Below are 19,023 nucleotides of genomic sequence, written 5' to 3' on the forward strand. Positions count from 1 at the left end.
CCGCTCCTCGATCCCCAGGAGTCGTCCGCTCCGACGGGCCTCCGCGTCGCTCGCGCAGGCCACCGCATGCGCCACCAAGGGGCCTCTCACTAGGGTGGGGTCATGGTGAACCTCACGCGCATCTACACCCGCACCGGCGACCAGGGCACGACCGCCCTGGGCGACATGAGCCGCACGCGCAAGACCGACCTGCGGATCTCCGCCTACGCCGACGTCAACGAGGCCAACGCGGCCATCGGCACGGCGATCGCCCTCGGGAACCTGTCCGAGGAACTGGTGAAGGTCCTGGTCCGGGTGCAGAACGACATGTTCGACGTCGGGGCGGACCTGTGCACCCCGGTCGTCGAGAACCCGGAGTACCCGCCGCTGCGCGTCGAGCAGTTCTACGTGGACAAGCTGGAGGCGGACTGCGACACCTTCAACGAGGAGCTGGAGAAGCTGCGCAGCTTCATCCTGCCCGGCGGCACCCCCGGCGCGGCCCTGCTGCACCAGGCCTGCACGGTGGTCCGGCGCGCCGAACGCTCCACGTGGGCGGCGCTGGAGGTGCACGGCGAGGTGATGAACCCGCTGACGGCGACCTACCTGAACCGGCTCTCCGACCTCCTGTTCATCCTGGCCCGTACGGCCAACAAGGAGGTCGGGGACGTGCTGTGGGTGCCGGGCGGCGAGCGCTAGCGCTCGGCGGTTGCGGCTCCGGCCGGTTCCTTCCGCGGCCAGATCGAGTAGGTCGCCGCGATCACGGCATGGATGCCGAGCACCCGCAGGGCGGCGAACTGCCACTGCTGGAGCGCCCCGGTGTCGGCCGCGTCGCCCACGTACAGGATCGCGCCCTGGAGCAGCCCGAGCGCGACGGCCGCGCCGGCCAGGGTCCGGGCCCACAGCTTCCACTCGTGGACGGCCCGGGCCCTGCCGTAGGTGGCGCCGGGCGGCTTCGGGCCGCCGCCCCAGCGGTACGCGGCGTGCCGGTCGAGCCACTTCACGGTGTAGTGCCCGTAGCCGACGGTGTAGCCGATGTAGAGGGCGGCCATGCCGTGCGTCCAGCCCGGCTCGCCGCCGTTCTTCAGGTCCAGGGTGGTGAACACCAGCAGGGCCAGCTCCAGCAGCGGCTCGCACAGCAGTACCGCCGCGCCGAGCCTCGGCATCCGCGCGAGGTAGCGCAGGGCCAGCCCGCCGGCCAGCAGTACCCAGAAGGCGATCTCGCAGGCGATGATCAGCGAGACGAGCACGGTCCTCACTCTCCTCATTCCGTCCGGGTCGGTCCGACCGTCTCCGGTCCTTTCCAGGTTCCCGTCCGCCGCGGCCCGGTTCGTCGTCTGCTCTGACGAAAGGCGACTGCATCCTTCGATGTAGCCCGACCTCCGACCCGGCGGCGAGGCCCCGGGCCCGCCACACCGTGTTGGATGGGACCGTGCCCTTGAAGACCGTCTTCCGCCCCCATCGCGACGATGTCCTGCTCGCTGTCATCAGCGTGCTCGTGGGCCTGCTGCTGTGGTCCCTGGGGGTCCACAGTTCCCCGGACCGCGATTCCTTCCCCGCCTGGGCGGCCCTGGTCCCGCTGCTGGTCCTCGGCTCGATGGAGCTGCTGCGCCGTACCGCGCCGAACGTGACGCTGGTCGTCGGCACCCTCGGGGTGGTCGCGGACCAGTTCACCGTCGGAAACCTGGGCACCGTCCTGATCTTCACCGACCTGATGTACGCCGCCGTCGTCTACGGGAAGCCCTCCATGGCGCGGCGGCTCCCGGTGACCACCGGCCTGATCACGGTCACCGTCACCATCGCCTCGGTGGCCTGGCTGCGCACCCCCCAGGCCCTGATGATCGGCGTGATCACCGGCATCGTCAGCTTCGGCCCGGCCCTGACCGGCGCCACCCTGCGCAACCACCGCGAGGCGGCGGTGGCCGCCCGGCTGCGCGCCGAGCAGACGGCGCTGCTGGCCGAGATGGACCGGGCGCAGGCCGTGGTCGCCGAGCGGGCCCGGATGGCCCGGGAGCTGCACGACATGGTGGCCAACCACCTGTCGGCGATCGCCATCCACTCCACCGCCGCGCTGTCCATCGACTCCCCCGCCACCAGCCGCGAGGCGCTCGGGGTGATCCGGGAGAACAGCGTGCAGGGGCTGGCCGAAATGCGCCGGCTGATCGGACTGCTGCGGGACGCGGGCGCGGAGCAGGAGCCGGTGGCGGTGCCCTCCCTGGACGGGCTGGACGTGCTGATCGGCCAGGCCCGGGTGAACGGGGCCGCGAGCGGGCTGGACTTCGAACTGGAGGACGCCCGGCCGTCGCCCGGGGAACCGCTGCCGGCGCCGGTGGAGCTGGCGGCGTACCGGATCGTCCAGGAGTCGCTGACCAACGCCCTCAAGCACGCCGTCGCGGGCACGGTCCGGGTCCGCGTGACGCGCGCCGACGGGCTGCTGACCGTACGGGTGGACTCTCCGTACGGGGACCGGCCGGGGCCGCGCGCCCCCGGCTCCGGGGCGGGGCTGATCGGCATGCGCGAGCGTACGGAGCTGCTCGGCGGCGATTTCACGGCGGGCCGGGCCGGCCCGGTTTGGCAGGTGCGGGCAGCCCTGCCCGCCGAGGAGAAGGCGGTGACCGGGTGACCTTCCGGGTCGTGGTGGCGGAGGACCAGAGCGCGGTGCGCGCGGGTCTGGTGATGATCCTGCGCAGTGCGGGCGACATCGAGGTGGTGGGTGAGGCGGCCGACGGGGAGGAGGCGGTGCGCCTCGCCCGCGAGCTTCGGCCGGATCTGGTCCTGATGGACGTGCAGATGCCGCGGCTCGACGGGGTTTCGGCCACCCGCCAGGTGGTCGCGGAGGGGCTGGCCGACGTACTGGTGCTCACCACCTTCGATCTGGACGAGTACGTCTTCGGGGCGCTGCGCGCCGGCGCCTCGGGCTTCCTGCTGAAGGACGCGGAGGCGGCGGAGCTGATCGAGGCGGTGCGCACGGTGGCGCGCGGTGCGGGCCTGATCGCCCCGGCGGTGACCCGCCGGCTGATCGCCGAGTTCGCGGCTCCCCGGGCGGTACGGGCCCCCGTGGCGCCGGAGACCGAAGCGGCGGTGGCTTCGCTGACCCGGCGGGAGCGGGAGGTGCTGGGCTGTCTGGGCGAGGGGCTGTCGAACGCGGAGATCGCCGGCCGGCTGGCGATGGCGGAGGCGACGGTGAAGACGCACGTCAGCAGGCTGCTGGGGAAGCTCGGGCTGCGCAGTCGCGTTCAAGCGGCGGTACTGGCACAGGAGTTGGGGATCTAGAGCGGTACCGGAAGGGAGGTCTGGACCTCTTGACGGTTGGTCCAGACCTTTCTAATCTCACCGCAACACTGTGGTGAGCGTGCCATGACAAGGATCTTGACGAGGCGTGCTCACGGGCGGCGCAGGTCCCACCCCCATGTCGAAGCCGGCCCCGCGGCTTCGACGGACCTACGGAGGAGCACCCTTGAGCACAGCACCCCCACGACGCGTACGACTGCTCAGAAGGCTCGCCGCGACCGCGGTGGCCCTGGCCCTGCCCGTCGCCGGCCTCGTCGGCCTGGCCGGCGCCGCACAGGCCGCCACCTCCGCCACCGCGACCTACACCAAGGTCTCCGACTGGGGCTCCGGCTTCGAGGGCAAGTGGACGGTGAAGAACACCGGCACCACCACCCTCAGCAGCTGGACCGTGGAGTGGGACTACCCGGCCGGCACCAAGGTCACCTCCGCCTGGGACGCCACCGTCACCAGCTCGGGCAACCACTGGACCGCCAAGAACGTCGGCTGGAACGGCACCCTCACCCCGGGCGCGAGCGTCAGCTTCGGCTTCAACGGCTCCGGACCGGGCGCCCCCGGCGGCTGCAAGATCAACGGCGGCTCCTGCGACGGCGGCACGACCCCCACCGACAACCCGCCGTCGGCCCCCGGCACCCTCACCGCGACCGGAGTCACCGACACGGCCCTGACCGTGTCCTGGACCGCGGCCACCGACGACAAGGGCGTCAAGAACTACGACGTGTACCGCGGCGGCGCGAAGATCGCCACGGTCACCGGCACCACCTACGCCGACTCCGGCCTGACCAAGGGCACGACCTACGGCTACACGGTCACCGCCCGCGACACCGCGGACCAGACCGGACCCTCCTCGGCTCCCCTCTCGGTCACCACCACCGGCGGCGACCCGGGCCCCGGGCCCGGCCCGGACCCCGGCGCCAAGGTCAAGCTCGGCTACTTCACCGAGTGGGGCGTCTACGGCCGCAACTACCACGTGAAGAACCTGGTGACCTCCGGCTCCGCCGCGAAGATCACCCACATCAACTACGCCTTCGGCAACGTCCAGGGCGGCAAGTGCACGATCGGTGACGCCTACGCCGACTACGACAAGGCCTACACCGCCGACCAGAGCGTCGACGGCGTGGCCGACAACTGGGACCAGCCGCTGCGCGGCAACTTCAACCAGCTCCGCAAGCTCAAGGCGAAGTACCCGAACATCAAGATCCTCTGGTCCTTCGGCGGCTGGACCTGGTCCGGCGGCTTCGGCCAGGCCGCGGCGAACCCCGCCGCGTTCGCCGACTCCTGCTACAGCCTGGTCGAGGACCCGCGCTGGGCGGACGTCTTCGACGGCATCGACATCGACTGGGAGTACCCGAACGCCTGCGGTCTGTCGTGCGACACCAGCGGCGCCGCCTCCCTGAAGAACGTCCTGTCGGCCCTGCGCACCAAGTTCGGCGGCAGCAACCTGGTCACCGCGGCGATCTCCGCCGACGGCTCCAACGGCGGCAAGCTCGACCTCGCGGACTACGCGGGCGCCTCCCAGTACGTCGACTTCTACAACGTCATGACGTACGACTTCTTCGGCGCGTGGGACGCCAAGGGCCCGACCGCCCCGCACTCCCCGCTGACCTCGTACAACGGCATCCCGATCGCCGGATTCAACTCCGAGGCGGCGATCACCAAGCTCAAGGGCAAGGGCATCGCCGGCGCCAAGCTCAACCTCGGCATCGGCTTCTACGGCCGCGGCTGGACCGGCGTCACCCAGGACGCCCCCGGCGGCACCGCCACCGGACCGGCGCAGGGCACGTACGAGCAGGGCATCGAGGACTACAAGGTGCTCAAGGCGAGCTGCCCGGCCACCGGCACGGTCGCCGGTACGGCCTACGCCAAGTGCGGCAGCAACTGGTGGAGCTACGACACCCCCGCCACCGTCGCCGGGAAGATGACCTGGGCCAAGCAGCAGGGCCTCAAGGGAGCCTTCTTCTGGGAATTCAGCGGCGACACCGCGGGCGGTGAGCTCGCCAACGCGATCCACACCGGTCTGCAGTAGCCCCCGCGCCCCGCACCCGGTGACACGGCGAAGCCGGGGAGAAGGGTCCGCCCCCTTCTCCCCGGCTTCTTCGTGCTCGGAAAGCCCCTACGCGACGTTCACCCTCTGGCCGGGCGGCGCCGCCTCCAGCCAGGCGAGGAACCCGGTCAGCGCGTCCTCGCTCATCGCCAGCTCCAGGCGCGTCCCGCGGTGGGAACAGCCGAGCACGACGGCGTCGGACAGCAGGGCCAGCTCCTCCTCGCCCTCCGGCGCCCGCCGGGCGAGCACCTCGATGGAGGAGCGCTCCAGCAGCCGGCGCGGTCGCGGAGAGTAGCTGAACACCCTGAACCACTCGATGCGGTCACCGCTGTAGCGGGCGACCCCGTACACCCAGCCCTTGCCGGAGATGTCGGGCTCCTCGGCCACACCCCAGCGCAGGCTGCAGTCGAAGGTCCCGCCGGACCGCTGGATCAGTCTCCGGCGCAGCCCGAAGACAAAGAGCCCGATCGCCAACAGGGCTACGACCAGGCCGCTCACAAGCAGAGCGAGGAGCATCTTCACCGACCTCCTCGCTCATCGAATACCGCACACGAAAAACGGACCTGCATCGCCTCAGCCGCGACCCGGTCTGGAAAATTCCAGCACGGACCGCGGCTGAGGTCGCACACTATTCGGTACGGGGGCTCAGTGCCCCGTCACCGCGCGCAGTCGGACATCGGCGCGACGCTCGGCGGCCGCATCGGCCTCCGACTTCGCGCGCTCCAGTGCCCGCTCCGCCCGCTGGACGTCGATCTCGTCCGCGAGCTCGGCGATCTCGGCCAGCAGGGACAGCTTGTTGTCCGCGAACGAGATGAATCCGCCGTGCACCGCGGCGACGACAGTGTCGCCCCCGCTGGTGCGGATGGTCACCGGGCCCGATTCCAGCACACCGAGAAGCGGCTGGTGACCGGGCATGACGCCGATGTCGCCGGACGTGGTGCGGGCGACAACAAGGGTGGCCTCGCCGGACCAGACATTGCGGTCCGCCGCGACCAGCTCGACGTGCAGCTCAGCAGCCAAGGTGGCTCCTCGGGTCACCACCCGGCGGGTCAGCCGGGTGTTGGGTCAAATTCTAATGGGCGTGGGGAGAGGGACGGGACGCACCCCGTCCCTCTCCGTCAATCAGCTCTGCTCACGAGGAGCGGGGCTTCAGGAGACGCCCAGCTCCTTGGCGTTGGCCTTCAGGTCCTCGATGCCACCGCACAGGAAGAACGCCTGCTCGGGGAAGTGGTCGTAGTCACCGTCGCAGATCGCGTTGAACGCGGTGATCGACTCGTCGAGCGGAACGTCCGAACCGTCCACGCCGGTGAACTGCTTCGCCACGTGGGTGTTCTGCGACAGGAAGCGCTCGACGCGACGGGCACGGTGGACAACGAGCTTGTCCTCCTCGCCCAGCTCGTCGATACCGAGGATCGCGATGATGTCCTGGAGGTCCTTGTACTTCTGGAGGATCCCCTTGACGCGCATCGCCGTGGCGTAGTGGTCCGCCGCGATGTACCGCGGGTCGAGGATGCGGGACGTCGAGTCCAGCGGGTCCACGGCCGGGTAGATGCCCTTCTCGGAGATCGGACGGGAAAGAACCGTCGTCGCGTCGAGGTGGGCGAAGGTGGTCGCCGGCGCCGGGTCGGTCAGGTCGTCCGCGGGGACGTAGATCGCCTGCATCGAGGTGATCGAGTGACCACGGGTCGAGGTGATGCGCTCCTGGAGGAGACCCATCTCGTCGGCCAGGTTCGGCTGGTAACCCACCGCGGAGGGCATGCGGCCGAGCAGGGTCGACACCTCGGAACCCGCCTGGGTGTACCGGAAGATGTTGTCGATGAAGAACAGCACGTCCTGCTTCTGCACATCGCGGAAGTACTCCGCCATGGTCAGACCGGCGAGCGCGACGCGCAGACGGGTGCCCGGGGGCTCGTCCATCTGGCCGAAGACAAGCGCCGTCTTGTCGATGACGCCCGAGTCGGCCATTTCCTCGATGAGGTCGTTGCCCTCACGGGTACGCTCACCGACGCCCGCGAAGACCGACACACCGTCGTGGTTGTTGGCGACGCGGTAGATCATTTCCTGGATCAGAACGGTCTTGCCGACACCGGCACCACCGAACAGACCGATCTTTCCACCCTTGACGTACGGGGTGAGAAGGTCGATGACCTTGACGCCGGTCTCGAACATCTCGGTCTTCGACTCGAGCTCGTCGAAGCGAGGGGCCTTGCGGTGGATCGGCCAGCGCTCGGTGACCTCGGCGTTCGCCTCGGGGTAGTTCAGCACCTCACCGAGGGTGTTGAACACCTTGCCCTTGGTGAAGTCACCGACGGGGACGGTGATGCCCTCGCCCGTGTCGGTCACCGCGGCCTGGCGGACCAGACCGTCGGTCGGCTGCATCGAGATGGTACGGACGATGCCGTCACCCAGGTGCTGCGCGACCTCGAGGGTCAGGGTCTTGAGCTTGCCGTCCTCGGCCGGGTCTGCGACCTGGACCTTGAGGGCGTTGTAGATCTCGGGCATGGCGTCGACGGGGAACTCCACGTCGACGACCGGGCCGATGACCCGGGCGACGCGGCCCGTGGCGGCGGCCGTCTCAACAGTGGTCGTCATTACTTGTCACTCCCCGCGGTCGCGTCAGCCATGGCGCTCGCGCCACCGACGATCTCGCTGATTTCCTGGGTGATTTCGGCCTGGCGGGCCGCGTTGGCAAGCCGGGAGAGGCTCTTGATGAGGTCTCCGGCGTTGTCGGTCGCCGACTTCATCGCGCGGCGGCGGGCGGCGTGCTCGGAAGCGGCCGACTGCAGCAGTGCGTTGTAGATGCGGCTCTCGACGTAGCGCGGCAGCAGGGCGTCGAGGACGTCCTCCGCCGACGGCTCGAAGTCGAACAGCGGAAGGATCTCGCCCTTCGCACCGTCCTCCTCCGCAGCCTGGTCGAGGCTGAGCGGCAGCATCCGGCCGTCGACCGGGTTCTGCGTCATCATCGACACGAATTCCGTGTAGACGATGTGCAGCTCGTCGACGCCACCCTCGGCCGTTTCCGTCTGGATGGCTTCGATCAGCGGCCCGGCGACGCGCTTGGCGTCGGCGTAGGCCGGGCTGTCGGTGAAGCCGGTCCACGAATCCGCGACCTTGCGCTCGCGGAAGCCGTAGTAGGCCAGACCCTTGCGGCCGACGATGTAGGTGTCGACGTCCTTGCCCTCAGCGCGCAGCCGCTCGGTGAGCCGCTCCGCCTGCTTGATGGCGTTCGAGGAGTAGCCGCCGGCCAGACCGCGGTCGCTCGTGATGAGCAGAACCGCGGCACGGGTCGGCGCCTCGACCTCGGTGGTCAGGGCGTGCTTGGTGTTCGAGCCGGTCGCCACCGCGGTCACCGCACGGGTGAGCTCGGTCGCGTACGGCATCGATGCCGCCACCTTGCGCTGCGCCTTGACGATGCGCGAGGCGGCGATCATCTCCATCGCCTTGGTGATCTTCTTGGTCGCCGTGATGGCACGGATGCGACGCTTGTAGACCCGGAGCTGCGCTCCCATGAGTCAGGTCCCTTCCGTCGTCACTTGGAGACGTTGACGGCCGGTGCGTCCTCGCCCAGGAGCTTGCCGTCCGAGGTCTCGAACTGGCGCTTGAAGGCGGTGATGGCGTCCGCGACCGACGTCAGGGTGTCGTCCGACATCTTGCCGCCGTCGGCGATGGAGGTGAGGAGGTCCTTGCGCTCGCGGCGCAGGTGCTCCAGCAGCTCCGACTCGAAGCGACGGATGTCGTTGACCGGAACGTCGTCCATCTTGCCGGTGGTGCCGGCCCAGACGGAGACGACCTGCTCCTCGACGGGCATCGGCTGGTACTGGCCCTGCTTGAGCAGCTCGACCAGACGCTTGCCGCGCTCCAGCGAAGCCTTCGAAGCGGCGTCCAGGTCGGAACCGAAGGCGGCGAACGCCTCCAGCTCGCGGTACTGGGCGAGGTCCAGGCGCAGACGGCCGGAAACCTGCTTCATGGCCTTGTGCTGGGCGGAGCCACCGACGCGGGAGACCGAGATACCGACGTTCAGCGCCGGGCGCTGGCCCGCGTTGAACAGGTCGGACTCCAGGAAGCACTGGCCGTCGGTGATGGAGATGACGTTGGTCGGGATGAACGCCGACACGTCGTTCGCCTTGGTCTCGACGATCGGCAGACCGGTCATCGAACCGGCACCCATGTCGTCGGAGAGCTTCGCGCAGCGCTCCAGCAGACGGGAGTGCAGGTAGAAGACGTCACCCGGGTAGGCCTCACGGCCCGGCGGGCGGCGCAGCAGCAGCGACACGGCGCGGTAGGCGTCGGCCTGCTTCGACAGGTCGTCGAAGATGATCAGGACGTGCTTGCCGGCGTACATCCAGTGCTGGCCGATGGCGGAACCGGTGTACGGCGCCAGGTACTTGAAGCCGGCCGGGTCGGACGCCGGGGCGGCGACGATCGTCGTGTACTCGAGCGCGCCGGCGTCTTCCAGGGCGCCGCGAACGGACGCGATGGTCGAGCCCTTCTGGCCGATGGCGACGTAGATGCAGCGGACCTGCTTGTTCACGTCGCCCGAGCGCCAGTTGTCGCGCTGGTTGATGATCGTGTCGACGGCCAGCGCGGTCTTGCCGGTCTGACGGTCACCGATGATCAGCTGACGCTGGCCACGGCCGACGGGCACCATGGCGTCGATGGCCTTGTAGCCGGTCTGCATGGGCTCGTGGACCGACTTGCGGACCATGACGCCGGGGGCCTGCAGCTCGAGGGCGCGACGGCCTTCGGTCGCGATCTCGCCGAGACCGTCGATCGGGTTGCCGAGCGGGTCGACGACGCGGCCGAGGTAGCCCTCGCCGACGCCGACGGAGAGCACCTCACCGGTGCGCTGCACCGGCTGGCCCTCCTCGATACCGCTGAACTCGCCGAGGACGACCGCACCGATCTCGCGCTCCTCGAGGTTGAGGGCGAGACCGAGGGTGCCGTCCTCGAACTTCAGCAGCTCGTTCGCCATGGCGGAGGGCAGACCCTCCACCTTCGCGATGCCGTCGCCGGCAACGCTGACCGTTCCGACCTCCTCGCGCGAGGCCGCGTCCGGCTGGTACGACTGGACAAAGTTCTCCAGTGCGTCCCGGATCTCCTCCGGCCGGATCGTGAGCTCCGCCATCTGGGTTCCCTGCTCTCCTTGTTGGGCCTGAAGCTTCTTAGGGGTCTGGGGGCGACCCCCAGGAATCTTCTGCAAGTTCTGCACGGCCCAACCGGGCCGCTAGGAATGCGTTGTTCTATTGGTGGCTGGTCAGCCGGCCATGCGGCGGGACGCCTCTGCGAGGCGGTCCGCGATGGTGCCGTCGATGACCTCGTCGCCGACTCGCACCGAGATCCCGCCGAGGACCTCGGGGTCCACGTCGAGGTTCAGGTGCATCTGGCGGCCGTACAGCTTGGCCAGCACCGCGCCGAGACGCTGCTTCTGCCCGTCGCTGAGCGGAACCGCGCTGGTCACGGTGGCGACCATGCGGTCACGGCGCTCGGCGGCGAGCTTGGAAAGGGACTCGAGTCCCGCTTCCAGGCTACGTCCACGCGGGTGCGTGACAAGACGGATGACCAGGCGCTCGGTGACGGCGTTCGCCTTGCCGCCGAGCAGGCTGCGCAGCAGCTCGCTCTTGGCGGAGACGGTGGCACCGCGGTCGGTCAGCGCGGCGCGCAGCTCGGTGTTCGAGGCGACGATCCGGCCGAAGCGGAAGATCTCGTCCTCGACGTCGTCGAGCGCACCGGCCTGCTGGGCCGCCGTGAGGTCGGCGGTGGCCGCCAGCTCCTCCAGCGAGTCCACCAGGTCGCGGGACTGCGACCAGCGGGACCGCGCCATGCCGGACACCAGGTCGAGGGTCTCCCCGCCCACCTGGCCCGACAGCAGTCGTCCGACCAGCTCGGCCTTGGCCTCGCCGGACTGCGCCGGGTCCGTGATGACCCGACGCAGCGAGACCTCACGGTCGAGCAGCGCGGTGACGGCAGCCAGCTCACCGGCGAGCTTCGCCGCGTCGACGGACGTGTTGTCCGTCAGCGCGTCGAGACGCTCACGCGCGGAGGCCAGTGCCTCGCGGCTCGCTCCGTTCATCGGGCCGCCTCGGCCTTCTCCTCGAGCTCGCTGAGGAAACGGTCGATCGTGCGGCTCTGCCGGGCGGAGTCCTCGAGGGACTCGCCGACGAGCTTTCCGGCCAGGTCGGTGGCGAGCTTGCCCACGTCCTGACGCAGCGCCTGAGAGGCGGCCTTGCGGTCCGCCGCGATCTGGGCGTGGCCGGCAGCGATGATCTCCTCACGCTGCCGCTGGCCCTCTGCGCGCAGTTCTTCCTTGAGCGCAGTGCCCTGCTCCAGCGCTTCCTGGCGCAGGCGCGCGGCCTCGTGCCGGGCCTCGGCGAGCTGAGCCTTGTACTGCTCAAGAACGCTCTGGGCCTCGATCTGAGCGGCCTGCGCCGCCTCGATACCGCCTTCGATCGCCGCGTGGCGCTCGTCCAGAACCTTGTTGATGTTCGGGAGGAGCTTCTTCGCGAGGAAACCGAAGACGATGACGAAGGCGATCAGACCGATGACGAGCTCGGGGATCGGCGGGAAGAGCGGATTTTCCGTCTCAGCCGCCAGAACCAGGAGGTTCACATCAGTGCCTTTCGTCTAATGGACTGTTCGTCGAGACCGAGGATCAGGAGCTCGGGTAGACGAACGGCATGACCAGACCGATCAGGGCGAGCGCCTCACAGAAGGCGAAGCCGAGGATCTGGTTGGCGCGGATCAGGCCGGCAGCCTCGGGCTGGCGGGCGAGGGCCTGGGTGCCGTTACCGAAGATGATGCCGACGCCGACGCCGGGGCCGATGGCCGCGAGACCGTAACCAACGGAGCTGAGGGAGCCGGTGACGGCGGCAAGGGTCTGGGACATGCCAGTTCTTCCTTCTCTTTCACGGACCGGTGGGGGTTGGCCACCGGACGAAATGGGGGCTGAGCGGGGCGGGCCTGGCTCAGTGGTGCTCGGCGACCGCGCCCTGGATGAAGCTGCAGGCCAGGAGGACGAAGACGTACGCCTGGACGGCCTGGATGAAGAGCTCGAAGGCGGTCATCACGATGACCATCACGAACGACACACCGGCGTAGGCGATGCCGATGCCGTTCAGCAGGTACCAGCTGGCGATCGTGAAGAGCAGCAGCAGGGTGTGACCGGCGAACATGTTCGCGAAGAGTCGGACCGCGTGGGTGAACGGGCGCACCAGGACGTTCGAGAAGAACTCGATGACCATGATCAGCGGCAGCACGCCGCCGAGGGTCTTGTCGTAGCCCGTCAGGTTCTTCAGGCCGCCGACGAAGCCGTGGCGCTTGAAGGTGACCGACATCCAGAGGATGTAGACCCCCAGCGCGAGGATCGCCGGGTACGCGATGATCGAGGTCACCGGGAACTGTGCCACCGGGATGATCGACCAGACGTTCAGGATCCAGACGAAGAAGAACAGCGAGACCATCAGGGGGACGTACTTCTCGCCCTCCTTCTTGCCCAGCGTCTGGTAGACGATGCCGTTGCGCACGAAGTCGTAGCCGGCCTCGGCGACCATCTGGAGCTTGCCCGGTACGACCTTCGGCTTGCGGAACGCGGCCCAGAAGAACGCGACGATGATCAGCGAGCCCAGCAGGGCCAGCAGCATCGGCTTGTTGAAGTACACACTGGTCAGGCCGGGTTCGCCCCACAGCGGCTCGAAGAGGAACGAGTGCAGGCCCGGGCCGGGGAAGCCACATCCGTCGAAGATGTGACAGTCGGTCTCGAAAGCGAGCACCTGCGTCAGGTCAGCACTCACCGCGGGCTCCTTCAGCGTGGCGCATAGGTACGGCAACCTCGTTGTGTCGGCGCGGCGCACAGCCGCTGTTCGGCACTGGACTGGTGTTACGGGTTTGGGGGCGGCGGCCAGGCATCGAGCCTCGCGATGGAACAGGCGTCAGCTCAGATGCCCGCGCCCGCAGTGCCGCAGTTTGAACCGGACGATAGCAGCATCTCGAACGCGCGCTTATCCCGGCCCTACCCCTCACGGCTTCGACCCCGGATTCTCGGGCTTGTCACCCTTTGTCGAGTCGGGTTCGACGTAAAGAATCTTGGCCTTCATATGAGCACGCGTCTGTGCGCCGATCCACACCAGGGTGGTGGCAACAAGCGTGATCGCGAAGGCCCGGGGGTGGAACAGTGTCGTGTTCTTGAACACGGCGAGAAAGACGAAGAGCAGCAGGATCTGGGCCGCATAAAGCATGAGGCCCATGGCCTGGAACAGGTGCGGCAAGGATTTCGCCGTGCGCTGCAGAACCACGAATCCGATGCCCATGAAGAGAATCACGACCACGGTCGCCACAGCGGCTCCGACCGCCCCCTTGCCACCGACCACGAACCAGCTGATCACTGCGGCGACAGCGCCGGCGACAGCCGTGGGTACAGCGGCTTGCAGGAGGGATCGGACGTCGTTTGACCGCATGGCGGTTTGCTCCGCGTGGTGGTGGGGGCACGGGACTCGTACGGGACGAGCGTAAGCCCGGTCCGAGGAAGCACCTCGGGCCAATGGACCGTCGCACTACGGTCCTTCGGCTCTGTCGCCGGGTTTAGTGAACGGTATCACAAAGTATTTGATGAGAGCTTTACCCGCTGGGTGTGCTGACTGTCACACATGAGAGTTAACCCGCGCGTCTGTGCAGGGCAAGCAAGCGTCTTGTCTGGTAAAGGGCGTTCATGTCGGACATGCGCCCTGCCCGTCAGCGAGCCGATCCGGCCTTACGCCGGTCGGGGAGGCGCGAACGGGGGCCAATGGCGGTCGCCCCGTTGACGCCCGCCACCCCGGCCGCGACCGGCCGCGCCGGTTCCGGCTCGGTGCCCGTCGCCTCCTGCGCGGCCGCCTCGGCGGCGGCCTCCGCGGCCCGTTCCGCGTGCCGGTAGCGCGGCGGGACGAGGCCCTCCGCCCAGCGCGGGGCGCGCGGGGTGAACCGCGGCAGCAGGAGGAGTACGAGGCCCAGCGCGCTCAGGGCCGCGATCGCGAGCACGATCCACATCGAGGTGGAGTGCACCGAATAGGCCACCGTGCCGAAGGCGATCAGCCCCGACCAGAAGTACATGATCAGCACCGCCCGGCTGTGCGAATGCCCGAGCTCCAGGAGCCGGTGGTGCAGGTGGCCGCGGTCGGCGGCGAACGGCGACTGGCCCTTCCAGGTGCGCCGGACCACGGCCATCACCAGGTCCGCCATCGGGATCGCGATGATCGTCAGCGGCAGCACCAGCGGGATGAACACCGGCAGCATCGCGTGCGTGGCATTGCGCTCACCGCCCGCGAACAGGGCCATCGCGTCCGGGTCCACCTGCCCCGTGATCGAGATCGCGGAGGCGGCCAGCACCAGGCCGATCAGCATCGAGCCGGAGTCGCCCATGAAGATCCGGGCCGGGTGCATGTTGTGCGGCAGGAAGCCCAGGCACATGCCCATCAGGATCGCGGCGAAGAGGGTCGCGGGCGCCGCCGCCTCGATGCCGTAGCCGAACCAGATCCGGTACGCGTAGAGGAAGAAGGCGCAGGTGGTGATGCAGACCATGCCGGCCGCCAGGCCGTCGAGGCCGTCGACGAAGTTCACGGCGTTGATGGTGATCACGACGAGGGCCACGGTGAGCAGGTTGCCCTGCCACTGGGTGAGCGCGACCGTGCCGATGAAGGGGACGGGGATCCACAGGATCGTCAGACCCTGGATGACCATCACGCCGGCGGCGATCATCTGCGCGCCGAGCTTGATCAGGGCGTCGATCTCGAACTTGTCGTCGAGGACGCCGACCAGCCAGATCAGCGCGGCTCCGGAGAGCAGTGCCCGTGGCTCGTTCGAGGCCGTGAACACCCCGTTGAGGTTCTGCAGGTGGTCGGCGACCAGCAGGCCCGCGCACATACCGCCGAACATCGCGATGCCGCCGAGCCGTGGTGTCGGTTCCCGGTGCACGTCGCGGGCACGGATCTCCGGCATGGCCCCGGCCGCGATCGCGAACTTCCGCACGGGCCCGGTCAGCAGGTAGGTCACCGCGACCGTGACGCAAAGCGTCAGCAGATATTCACGCACGGGCTGCCCCAGATGTATCGCCGGCCATCTCAGCCCCACACATTAGCTGCGATGTACCCCGGGTCGAGGACGCGCGGGCAGGCCATCGCGGTTGCGGTAAGCCCGAAATGCCCTTGTCAGTACCCATACGGTGGAAATTCGTGGGCCAGCTCACCGACTTCTGTACGGGTTTTCGCGGCTTCCCCGCGCAGCGCGGCCGCAAACAGCCCGGCGATCCGGCCCATCTCCGCCTCGCCCATGCCCTGGGTGGTCACGGCCGCGGTGCCGAGGCGGATCCCGCGCTGGTCCCCGTACGGGAGCGCGCAGGTGTCCAGCACGATCCCGGCGGCGGCCAGCGCGCCCCGGGCGGCCGGACCGTCCAGGCCCAGCGGTGCGGGGTCGGCGGAGATCAGGTGCGTATCGGTCCCGCCGGTCGTCACGACGAACCCGCCGGCCTCCAGCGCCTCGGCCAGCACCCTGGCATTGGCGACCACCCGATGGGCGTACGTGGTGAACGCGGGACCGGCGGCCTCCCCGAAGGCCACCGCCTTGGCGGCGATGGTGTGCATCTGGGCGCCGCCCTGGGTGAAGGGGAACACCGCCCGGTCCACCCGCTCCGCGAACTCGGCGCCGCACAGGATCATCCCGCCGCGCGGGCCGCGCAGCACCTTGTGGGTGGTCGCGCAGACGACGTCCGCGTACGGGACGGGGCTGGGCGCCGCTCCCCCGGCGACCAGGCCGATCGGATGGGCGGCGTCCGCGATCAGGTAGGCCCCGACCTCGTCCGCGATCTCCCGGAAGACGGAGTACTCGGGGTGGCGGGGGTAGCAGATCGAGCCGCAGACGATGGCCTTGGGCCGGTGGGCGCGGGCGAGGTCCTGCACCTGCTGGTAGTCGATGAGGCCCGTCTCCGCGTCGACCCCGTACCCGACGAATTCGAACCACCGGCCGGAGAAGTTCGCGGGCGAGCCGTGCGTCAGGTGACCGCCGTACGGGAGCCCCATCGCCAGCACCGTGTCCCCGGGCCGCAGCAGCGCCGCGTATGCGGCCAGTACGGCGGAGGATCCGGAGTGCGGCTGCACATTGGCGTGCTCGACCCCGAACAGCGCCATGGCCCGCTCCACGGCGGTCCGTTCGGCCAGGTCGGCGTACTCGCAGCCGCCGTGGTGGCGGGCGCCCGGATACCCCTCGGCGTACTTGTTGGCGAGCGCGGAGCCGAGCGCGGCGAGCACCGCGGGCGAGGTGAAGTTCTCGGCGGCGATCAGCTGCAGCGTGCCGGCCTGCCGCTGCGCCTCTCCGGCGAGCACGTCGGCCATCTGCGGATCCTGCTGCCGCAGCAGGTCCGTGGGCGGGGTGATGACGCTCATGGCACGACTCCAGTGGACTGTCCCGGATATCGCCACCATATTCCCCACGCGCCCCTCGCGCCCCTCGGCGCGGGCCGGGGTCAGTGCGGGGCGGTGACGCCCGTCAGGGCCGTGACCACGGGGTCCAGCGCCTGGTTGATCTCGTCGCCGATCGAGCGGAAGAAGGTGATCGGCGCCCCGTACGGGTCGTACACCTCGTCCGCGTCCGGCGAGGGGGCCAGCAGCCAGCCGCGCAGCGCGGCCGCGGCCCGCACCAGGGCGCGGGCGCGCTCCGCCATGCCGTCGTCGAGCGGCGGCAGGGTGGCCGGATCTATCGCCCGCACCAGCCGCGTGAACTCCTTCAGGGTGAAGGTCCGCAGTCCGGCCGAGTGGCCCATGGAGATGACCTGTGCCCGGTGGTCCCGCGTGGCGGTCAGCACCAGGTCAGCGCGTATGACGTGCTCGTCCAGCAGCTCGCGCCCGGTGAACCCGGACGCGTCGGCGCCGAAGTCCGCGAGGACGGCGGCGGCGTTCGCCTCCATGGGCGCGCCCTCGTGTCCCCACGTGCCGGCGCTCTCCACGATGAGGTCCCCGGTCACCGGGCCCCCCAGCCGGTCCGACAGCGCGTGCCGGGTCAGCCGCTCGGTGATGGGCGAGCGGCAGACGTTGCCGGTGCTGACGTGGAGTATGCGGAAGGAGCCTCCTGCGCCCACCGCGGGGAGGTGCCCCCTCGCTATGCCACGGCCCTCAGGGCTCACGGGGCCACCTCGAGGTCGGGTACGACCTCCCGCAGCTGCTCCGCGGTCAGCGCCCCCTCGCGCAGCAGGACGGGAACCTTCCCGGTGACATCGACGATCGACGACGGCTGGATCCCGGGGGTCGGCCCGCCGTCCAGGTACACGGACACGGAGTCGCCGAGCATCTCGCGGGCGGCGTCGCAGTCCTCCGGAGCCGGGTGTCCCGTCAGGTTCGCCGAGGACACGGCCATCGGACCGACCTCGGTCAGCAGCTCGATCGCGACGGGGTGCAGGGGCATCCGTACGGCCACGGTCCCGCGGGTCTCCCCCAGGTCCCACGCCAGCGACGGCTGGTGCTTGGCGACCAGGGTCAGGGCGCCCGGCCAGAAGGCGTCGACGAGCTCCCACGCCTGCTCGGAGAAGTCCGTGACCAGGCCGTGCAGGGTGTTCGGGGAGCCGATGAGGACGGGGGTGGGCATGTTGCGGCCCCGGCCCTTGGCGGCGAGCAGGTCGCCGACGGCCTCCGCGCTGAAGGCGTCCGCACCGATCCCGTACAGGGTGTCGGTGGGCAGCACGACGAGCTCGCCGCGGCGCACGGCGGATGCGGCTTCGCGCAGGCCCGTCTTGCGGTCCGTCGCGTCGTTGCAGTCGTATCGCCGGGCCATCAGCGGGCCTCCTCAAGCAGCAGGGGGTGGACGGAATGGGGCCCGCTCACGGCAGGGCCTTGCGGGCGGTCGCGAAGCGCGGGCGGTTGTTGAGGTCGGGGTGGTCGGCCGCGTCGGCCCAGCCCCGCTCCTCGGCGAAGATCCACGGGACCTGGCCGCCCTGGGTGTCGGCGTGCTCGATGACGACGATGCCGCCGGGCCGCAGCAGCCGGTGGGCGGTGCGCTCGATGCCGCGGATGGTGTCCAGGCCGTCCTCGCCGGAGAACAGCGCCATCTCGGGGTCGTGGTCGCGGGCCTCGGGGGCGACGTACTCCCACTCGGTGAGCGGAATGTAGGGCGGGTTGGAGATCACCAGGTCGACCTGGCCGTCCAGCTCGGGCAGCGCGCTGAGCGCGTCGCCCTGGTGGACGGTGACCCGGGAGCCCTCGGCGTTCTTGCGGGTCCACCGCAGGGCTTCCTCGGACAGCTCGACCGCGTGCACGCGCGAGCGCGGCACCTCCTGCGCCATGGCCAGCGCGATGGCACCGGACCCGGTGCACAGGTCCACGATGAGCGGCTCGACCACGTCCATGGCCCGGACGGCCTGTATGGCCCAGTCCACGACCGACTCGGTCTCGGGCCGGGGCACGAAGACCCCGGGCCCGACCTGGAGCTCCAGGTAGCGGAAGAAGGCGCGGCCGGTGATGTGCTGGAGCGGCTCGCGCGCCTCGCGGCGGGCGACGGCCTCCCAGTAGCGGGCGTCGAAGTCCGCGTCCTTGACGTGGTGCAGTTCCCCCCGCTTGACGCCGTGCACGAAGGCCGCGAGCTCCTCCGCGTCGAAGCGCGGTGAGGGCACGCCGGCGGCGGCCAGCCGCTGGGTGGCCTGGGCCACCTCGGCAAGCAGCAAGTTCACGCTGGTCCTCCGGGCTGCTGTCGTACGGGGTGATGCG

General features: G+C 69.7%; 20 protein-coding genes. 4 read left to right on the forward strand and 16 right to left on the reverse strand.

The features are described 5' to 3' along the window. The first annotated feature begins 102 nt into the window (after positions 1-102). Complete coding sequence (locus tag ACZ4TG_RS15105) at positions 103-675, forward strand: cob(I)yrinic acid a,c-diamide adenosyltransferase (RefSeq protein WP_468162568.1); 573 nt, start codon at positions 103-105, stop codon at positions 673-675. Here ACZ4TG_RS15105 and ACZ4TG_RS15110 read toward each other — a convergent pair. Further along, the gene (locus ACZ4TG_RS15110) at positions 672-1,226 is read right to left on the reverse strand and encodes a hypothetical protein (protein ID WP_468162726.1); all 555 of its coding nucleotides are present in this window, start codon (positions 1,224-1,226) and stop codon (positions 672-674) included. The two genes, ACZ4TG_RS15105 and ACZ4TG_RS15110, sit on opposite strands and share 4 nt — an antisense overlap. Positions 1,227-1,414: 188 nt before the next feature. On the opposite strand from ACZ4TG_RS15110, the gene ACZ4TG_RS15115 reads away from it, so the two are divergent. The 3 genes from ACZ4TG_RS15115 to ACZ4TG_RS15125 all read left to right on the forward strand — a co-directional run bounded on the left by ACZ4TG_RS15115 (position 1,415) and on the right by ACZ4TG_RS15125 (position 5,290). Continuing rightward, positions 1,415-2,599 carry a sensor histidine kinase gene (locus ACZ4TG_RS15115; protein ID WP_468162728.1) on the forward strand — a complete coding sequence of 395 codons (1,185 nt, stop codon included), beginning with the start codon at positions 1,415-1,417 and terminating at the stop codon, positions 2,597-2,599. After that, positions 2,596-3,249, forward strand: coding sequence for a response regulator (locus tag ACZ4TG_RS15120; RefSeq protein WP_468162570.1), 654 nt, complete (start codon positions 2,596-2,598; stop codon positions 3,247-3,249). The genes ACZ4TG_RS15115 and ACZ4TG_RS15120 overlap by 4 nt, the downstream gene beginning before the upstream one ends. Before the next feature lie 184 nt (positions 3,250-3,433). Continuing rightward, the gene (locus tag ACZ4TG_RS15125) at positions 3,434-5,290 is read left to right on the forward strand and encodes a glycosyl hydrolase family 18 protein (protein ID WP_468162572.1); all 1,857 of its coding nucleotides are present in this window, start codon (positions 3,434-3,436) and stop codon (positions 5,288-5,290) included. Positions 5,291-5,377: 87 nt separating this feature from the next. On the opposite strand, the gene ACZ4TG_RS15130 is transcribed toward ACZ4TG_RS15125, so the two are convergent. From ACZ4TG_RS15130 to prmC, 15 genes are all read right to left on the reverse strand, one after another. Next, positions 5,378-5,824: a DUF2550 domain-containing protein gene (locus tag ACZ4TG_RS15130; protein ID WP_468162574.1), complete on the reverse strand. Its 447-nt coding sequence runs from the start codon at positions 5,822-5,824 to the stop codon at positions 5,378-5,380. 129 nt (positions 5,825-5,953) lie between these two features. After that, positions 5,954-6,328, reverse strand: a complete 375-nt coding sequence (locus ACZ4TG_RS15135; RefSeq protein ID WP_468162576.1) for a F0F1 ATP synthase subunit epsilon — start codon at positions 6,326-6,328, stop codon at positions 5,954-5,956. A gap of 129 nt (positions 6,329-6,457) precedes the next feature. Beyond that, positions 6,458-7,900: a F0F1 ATP synthase subunit beta gene (atpD, locus tag ACZ4TG_RS15140; RefSeq protein WP_468162578.1), complete on the reverse strand. Its 1,443-nt coding sequence runs from the start codon at positions 7,898-7,900 to the stop codon at positions 6,458-6,460. Next, complete coding sequence (locus ACZ4TG_RS15145) at positions 7,900-8,817, reverse strand: F0F1 ATP synthase subunit gamma (RefSeq protein ID WP_468162580.1); 918 nt, start codon at positions 8,815-8,817, stop codon at positions 7,900-7,902. The genes atpD and ACZ4TG_RS15145 overlap by 1 nt, the downstream gene beginning before the upstream one ends. 20 nt (positions 8,818-8,837) lie before the next feature. Continuing rightward, a complete protein-coding gene (gene atpA / locus ACZ4TG_RS15150) occupies positions 8,838-10,433 on the reverse strand; it encodes a F0F1 ATP synthase subunit alpha (protein WP_468162582.1) in 1,596 nt (531 codons plus the stop codon). Positions 10,434-10,562: 129 nt separating this feature from the next. Further along, positions 10,563-11,378, reverse strand: coding sequence for a F0F1 ATP synthase subunit delta (locus ACZ4TG_RS15155; RefSeq protein WP_468162584.1), 816 nt, complete (start codon positions 11,376-11,378; stop codon positions 10,563-10,565). Then, positions 11,375-11,914, reverse strand: coding sequence for a F0F1 ATP synthase subunit B (locus tag ACZ4TG_RS15160; protein ID WP_468162586.1), 540 nt, complete (start codon positions 11,912-11,914; stop codon positions 11,375-11,377). Before ACZ4TG_RS15160 ends, ACZ4TG_RS15155 begins: the two co-directional genes overlap by 4 nt. Positions 11,915-11,957: 43 nt before the next feature. Beyond that, the gene (gene atpE, locus ACZ4TG_RS15165) at positions 11,958-12,191 is read right to left on the reverse strand and encodes an ATP synthase F0 subunit C (protein WP_007266589.1); all 234 of its coding nucleotides are present in this window, start codon (positions 12,189-12,191) and stop codon (positions 11,958-11,960) included. A gap of 79 nt (positions 12,192-12,270) precedes the next feature. Then, on the reverse strand, positions 12,271-13,110 hold the full coding sequence (atpB, locus tag ACZ4TG_RS15170) for a F0F1 ATP synthase subunit A (protein WP_468162730.1): 840 nt from the start codon (positions 13,108-13,110) through the stop codon (positions 12,271-12,273). A gap of 210 nt (positions 13,111-13,320) precedes the next feature. Beyond that, complete coding sequence (locus ACZ4TG_RS15175; RefSeq protein ID WP_468162588.1) at positions 13,321-13,758, reverse strand: hypothetical protein; 438 nt, start codon at positions 13,756-13,758, stop codon at positions 13,321-13,323. Between the two features lie 274 nt (positions 13,759-14,032). Next, positions 14,033-15,379, reverse strand: coding sequence for an MraY family glycosyltransferase (locus tag ACZ4TG_RS15180; protein ID WP_468162732.1), 1,347 nt, complete (start codon positions 15,377-15,379; stop codon positions 14,033-14,035). Positions 15,380-15,483: 104 nt separating this feature from the next. Next, on the reverse strand, positions 15,484-16,713 hold the full coding sequence (locus ACZ4TG_RS15185; RefSeq protein ID WP_468162590.1) for a serine hydroxymethyltransferase: 1,230 nt from the start codon (positions 16,711-16,713) through the stop codon (positions 15,484-15,486). Between the two features lie 80 nt (positions 16,714-16,793). Continuing rightward, a complete protein-coding gene (locus tag ACZ4TG_RS15190) occupies positions 16,794-17,450 on the reverse strand; it encodes an arsenate reductase/protein-tyrosine-phosphatase family protein (RefSeq protein ID WP_468162592.1) in 657 nt (218 codons plus the stop codon). Continuing rightward, positions 17,447-18,094, reverse strand: coding sequence for an L-threonylcarbamoyladenylate synthase (locus ACZ4TG_RS15195; RefSeq protein WP_030153769.1), 648 nt, complete (start codon positions 18,092-18,094; stop codon positions 17,447-17,449). The genes ACZ4TG_RS15190 and ACZ4TG_RS15195 overlap by 4 nt, the downstream gene beginning before the upstream one ends. Positions 18,095-18,140: 46 nt before the next feature. Beyond that, positions 18,141-18,986, reverse strand: a complete 846-nt coding sequence (prmC, locus tag ACZ4TG_RS15200; protein WP_468162594.1) for a peptide chain release factor N(5)-glutamine methyltransferase — start codon at positions 18,984-18,986, stop codon at positions 18,141-18,143. Positions 18,987-19,023: the final 37 nt, after the last annotated feature.

Source organism: Streptomyces sp. NPDC028314, assembly GCF_055565795.1.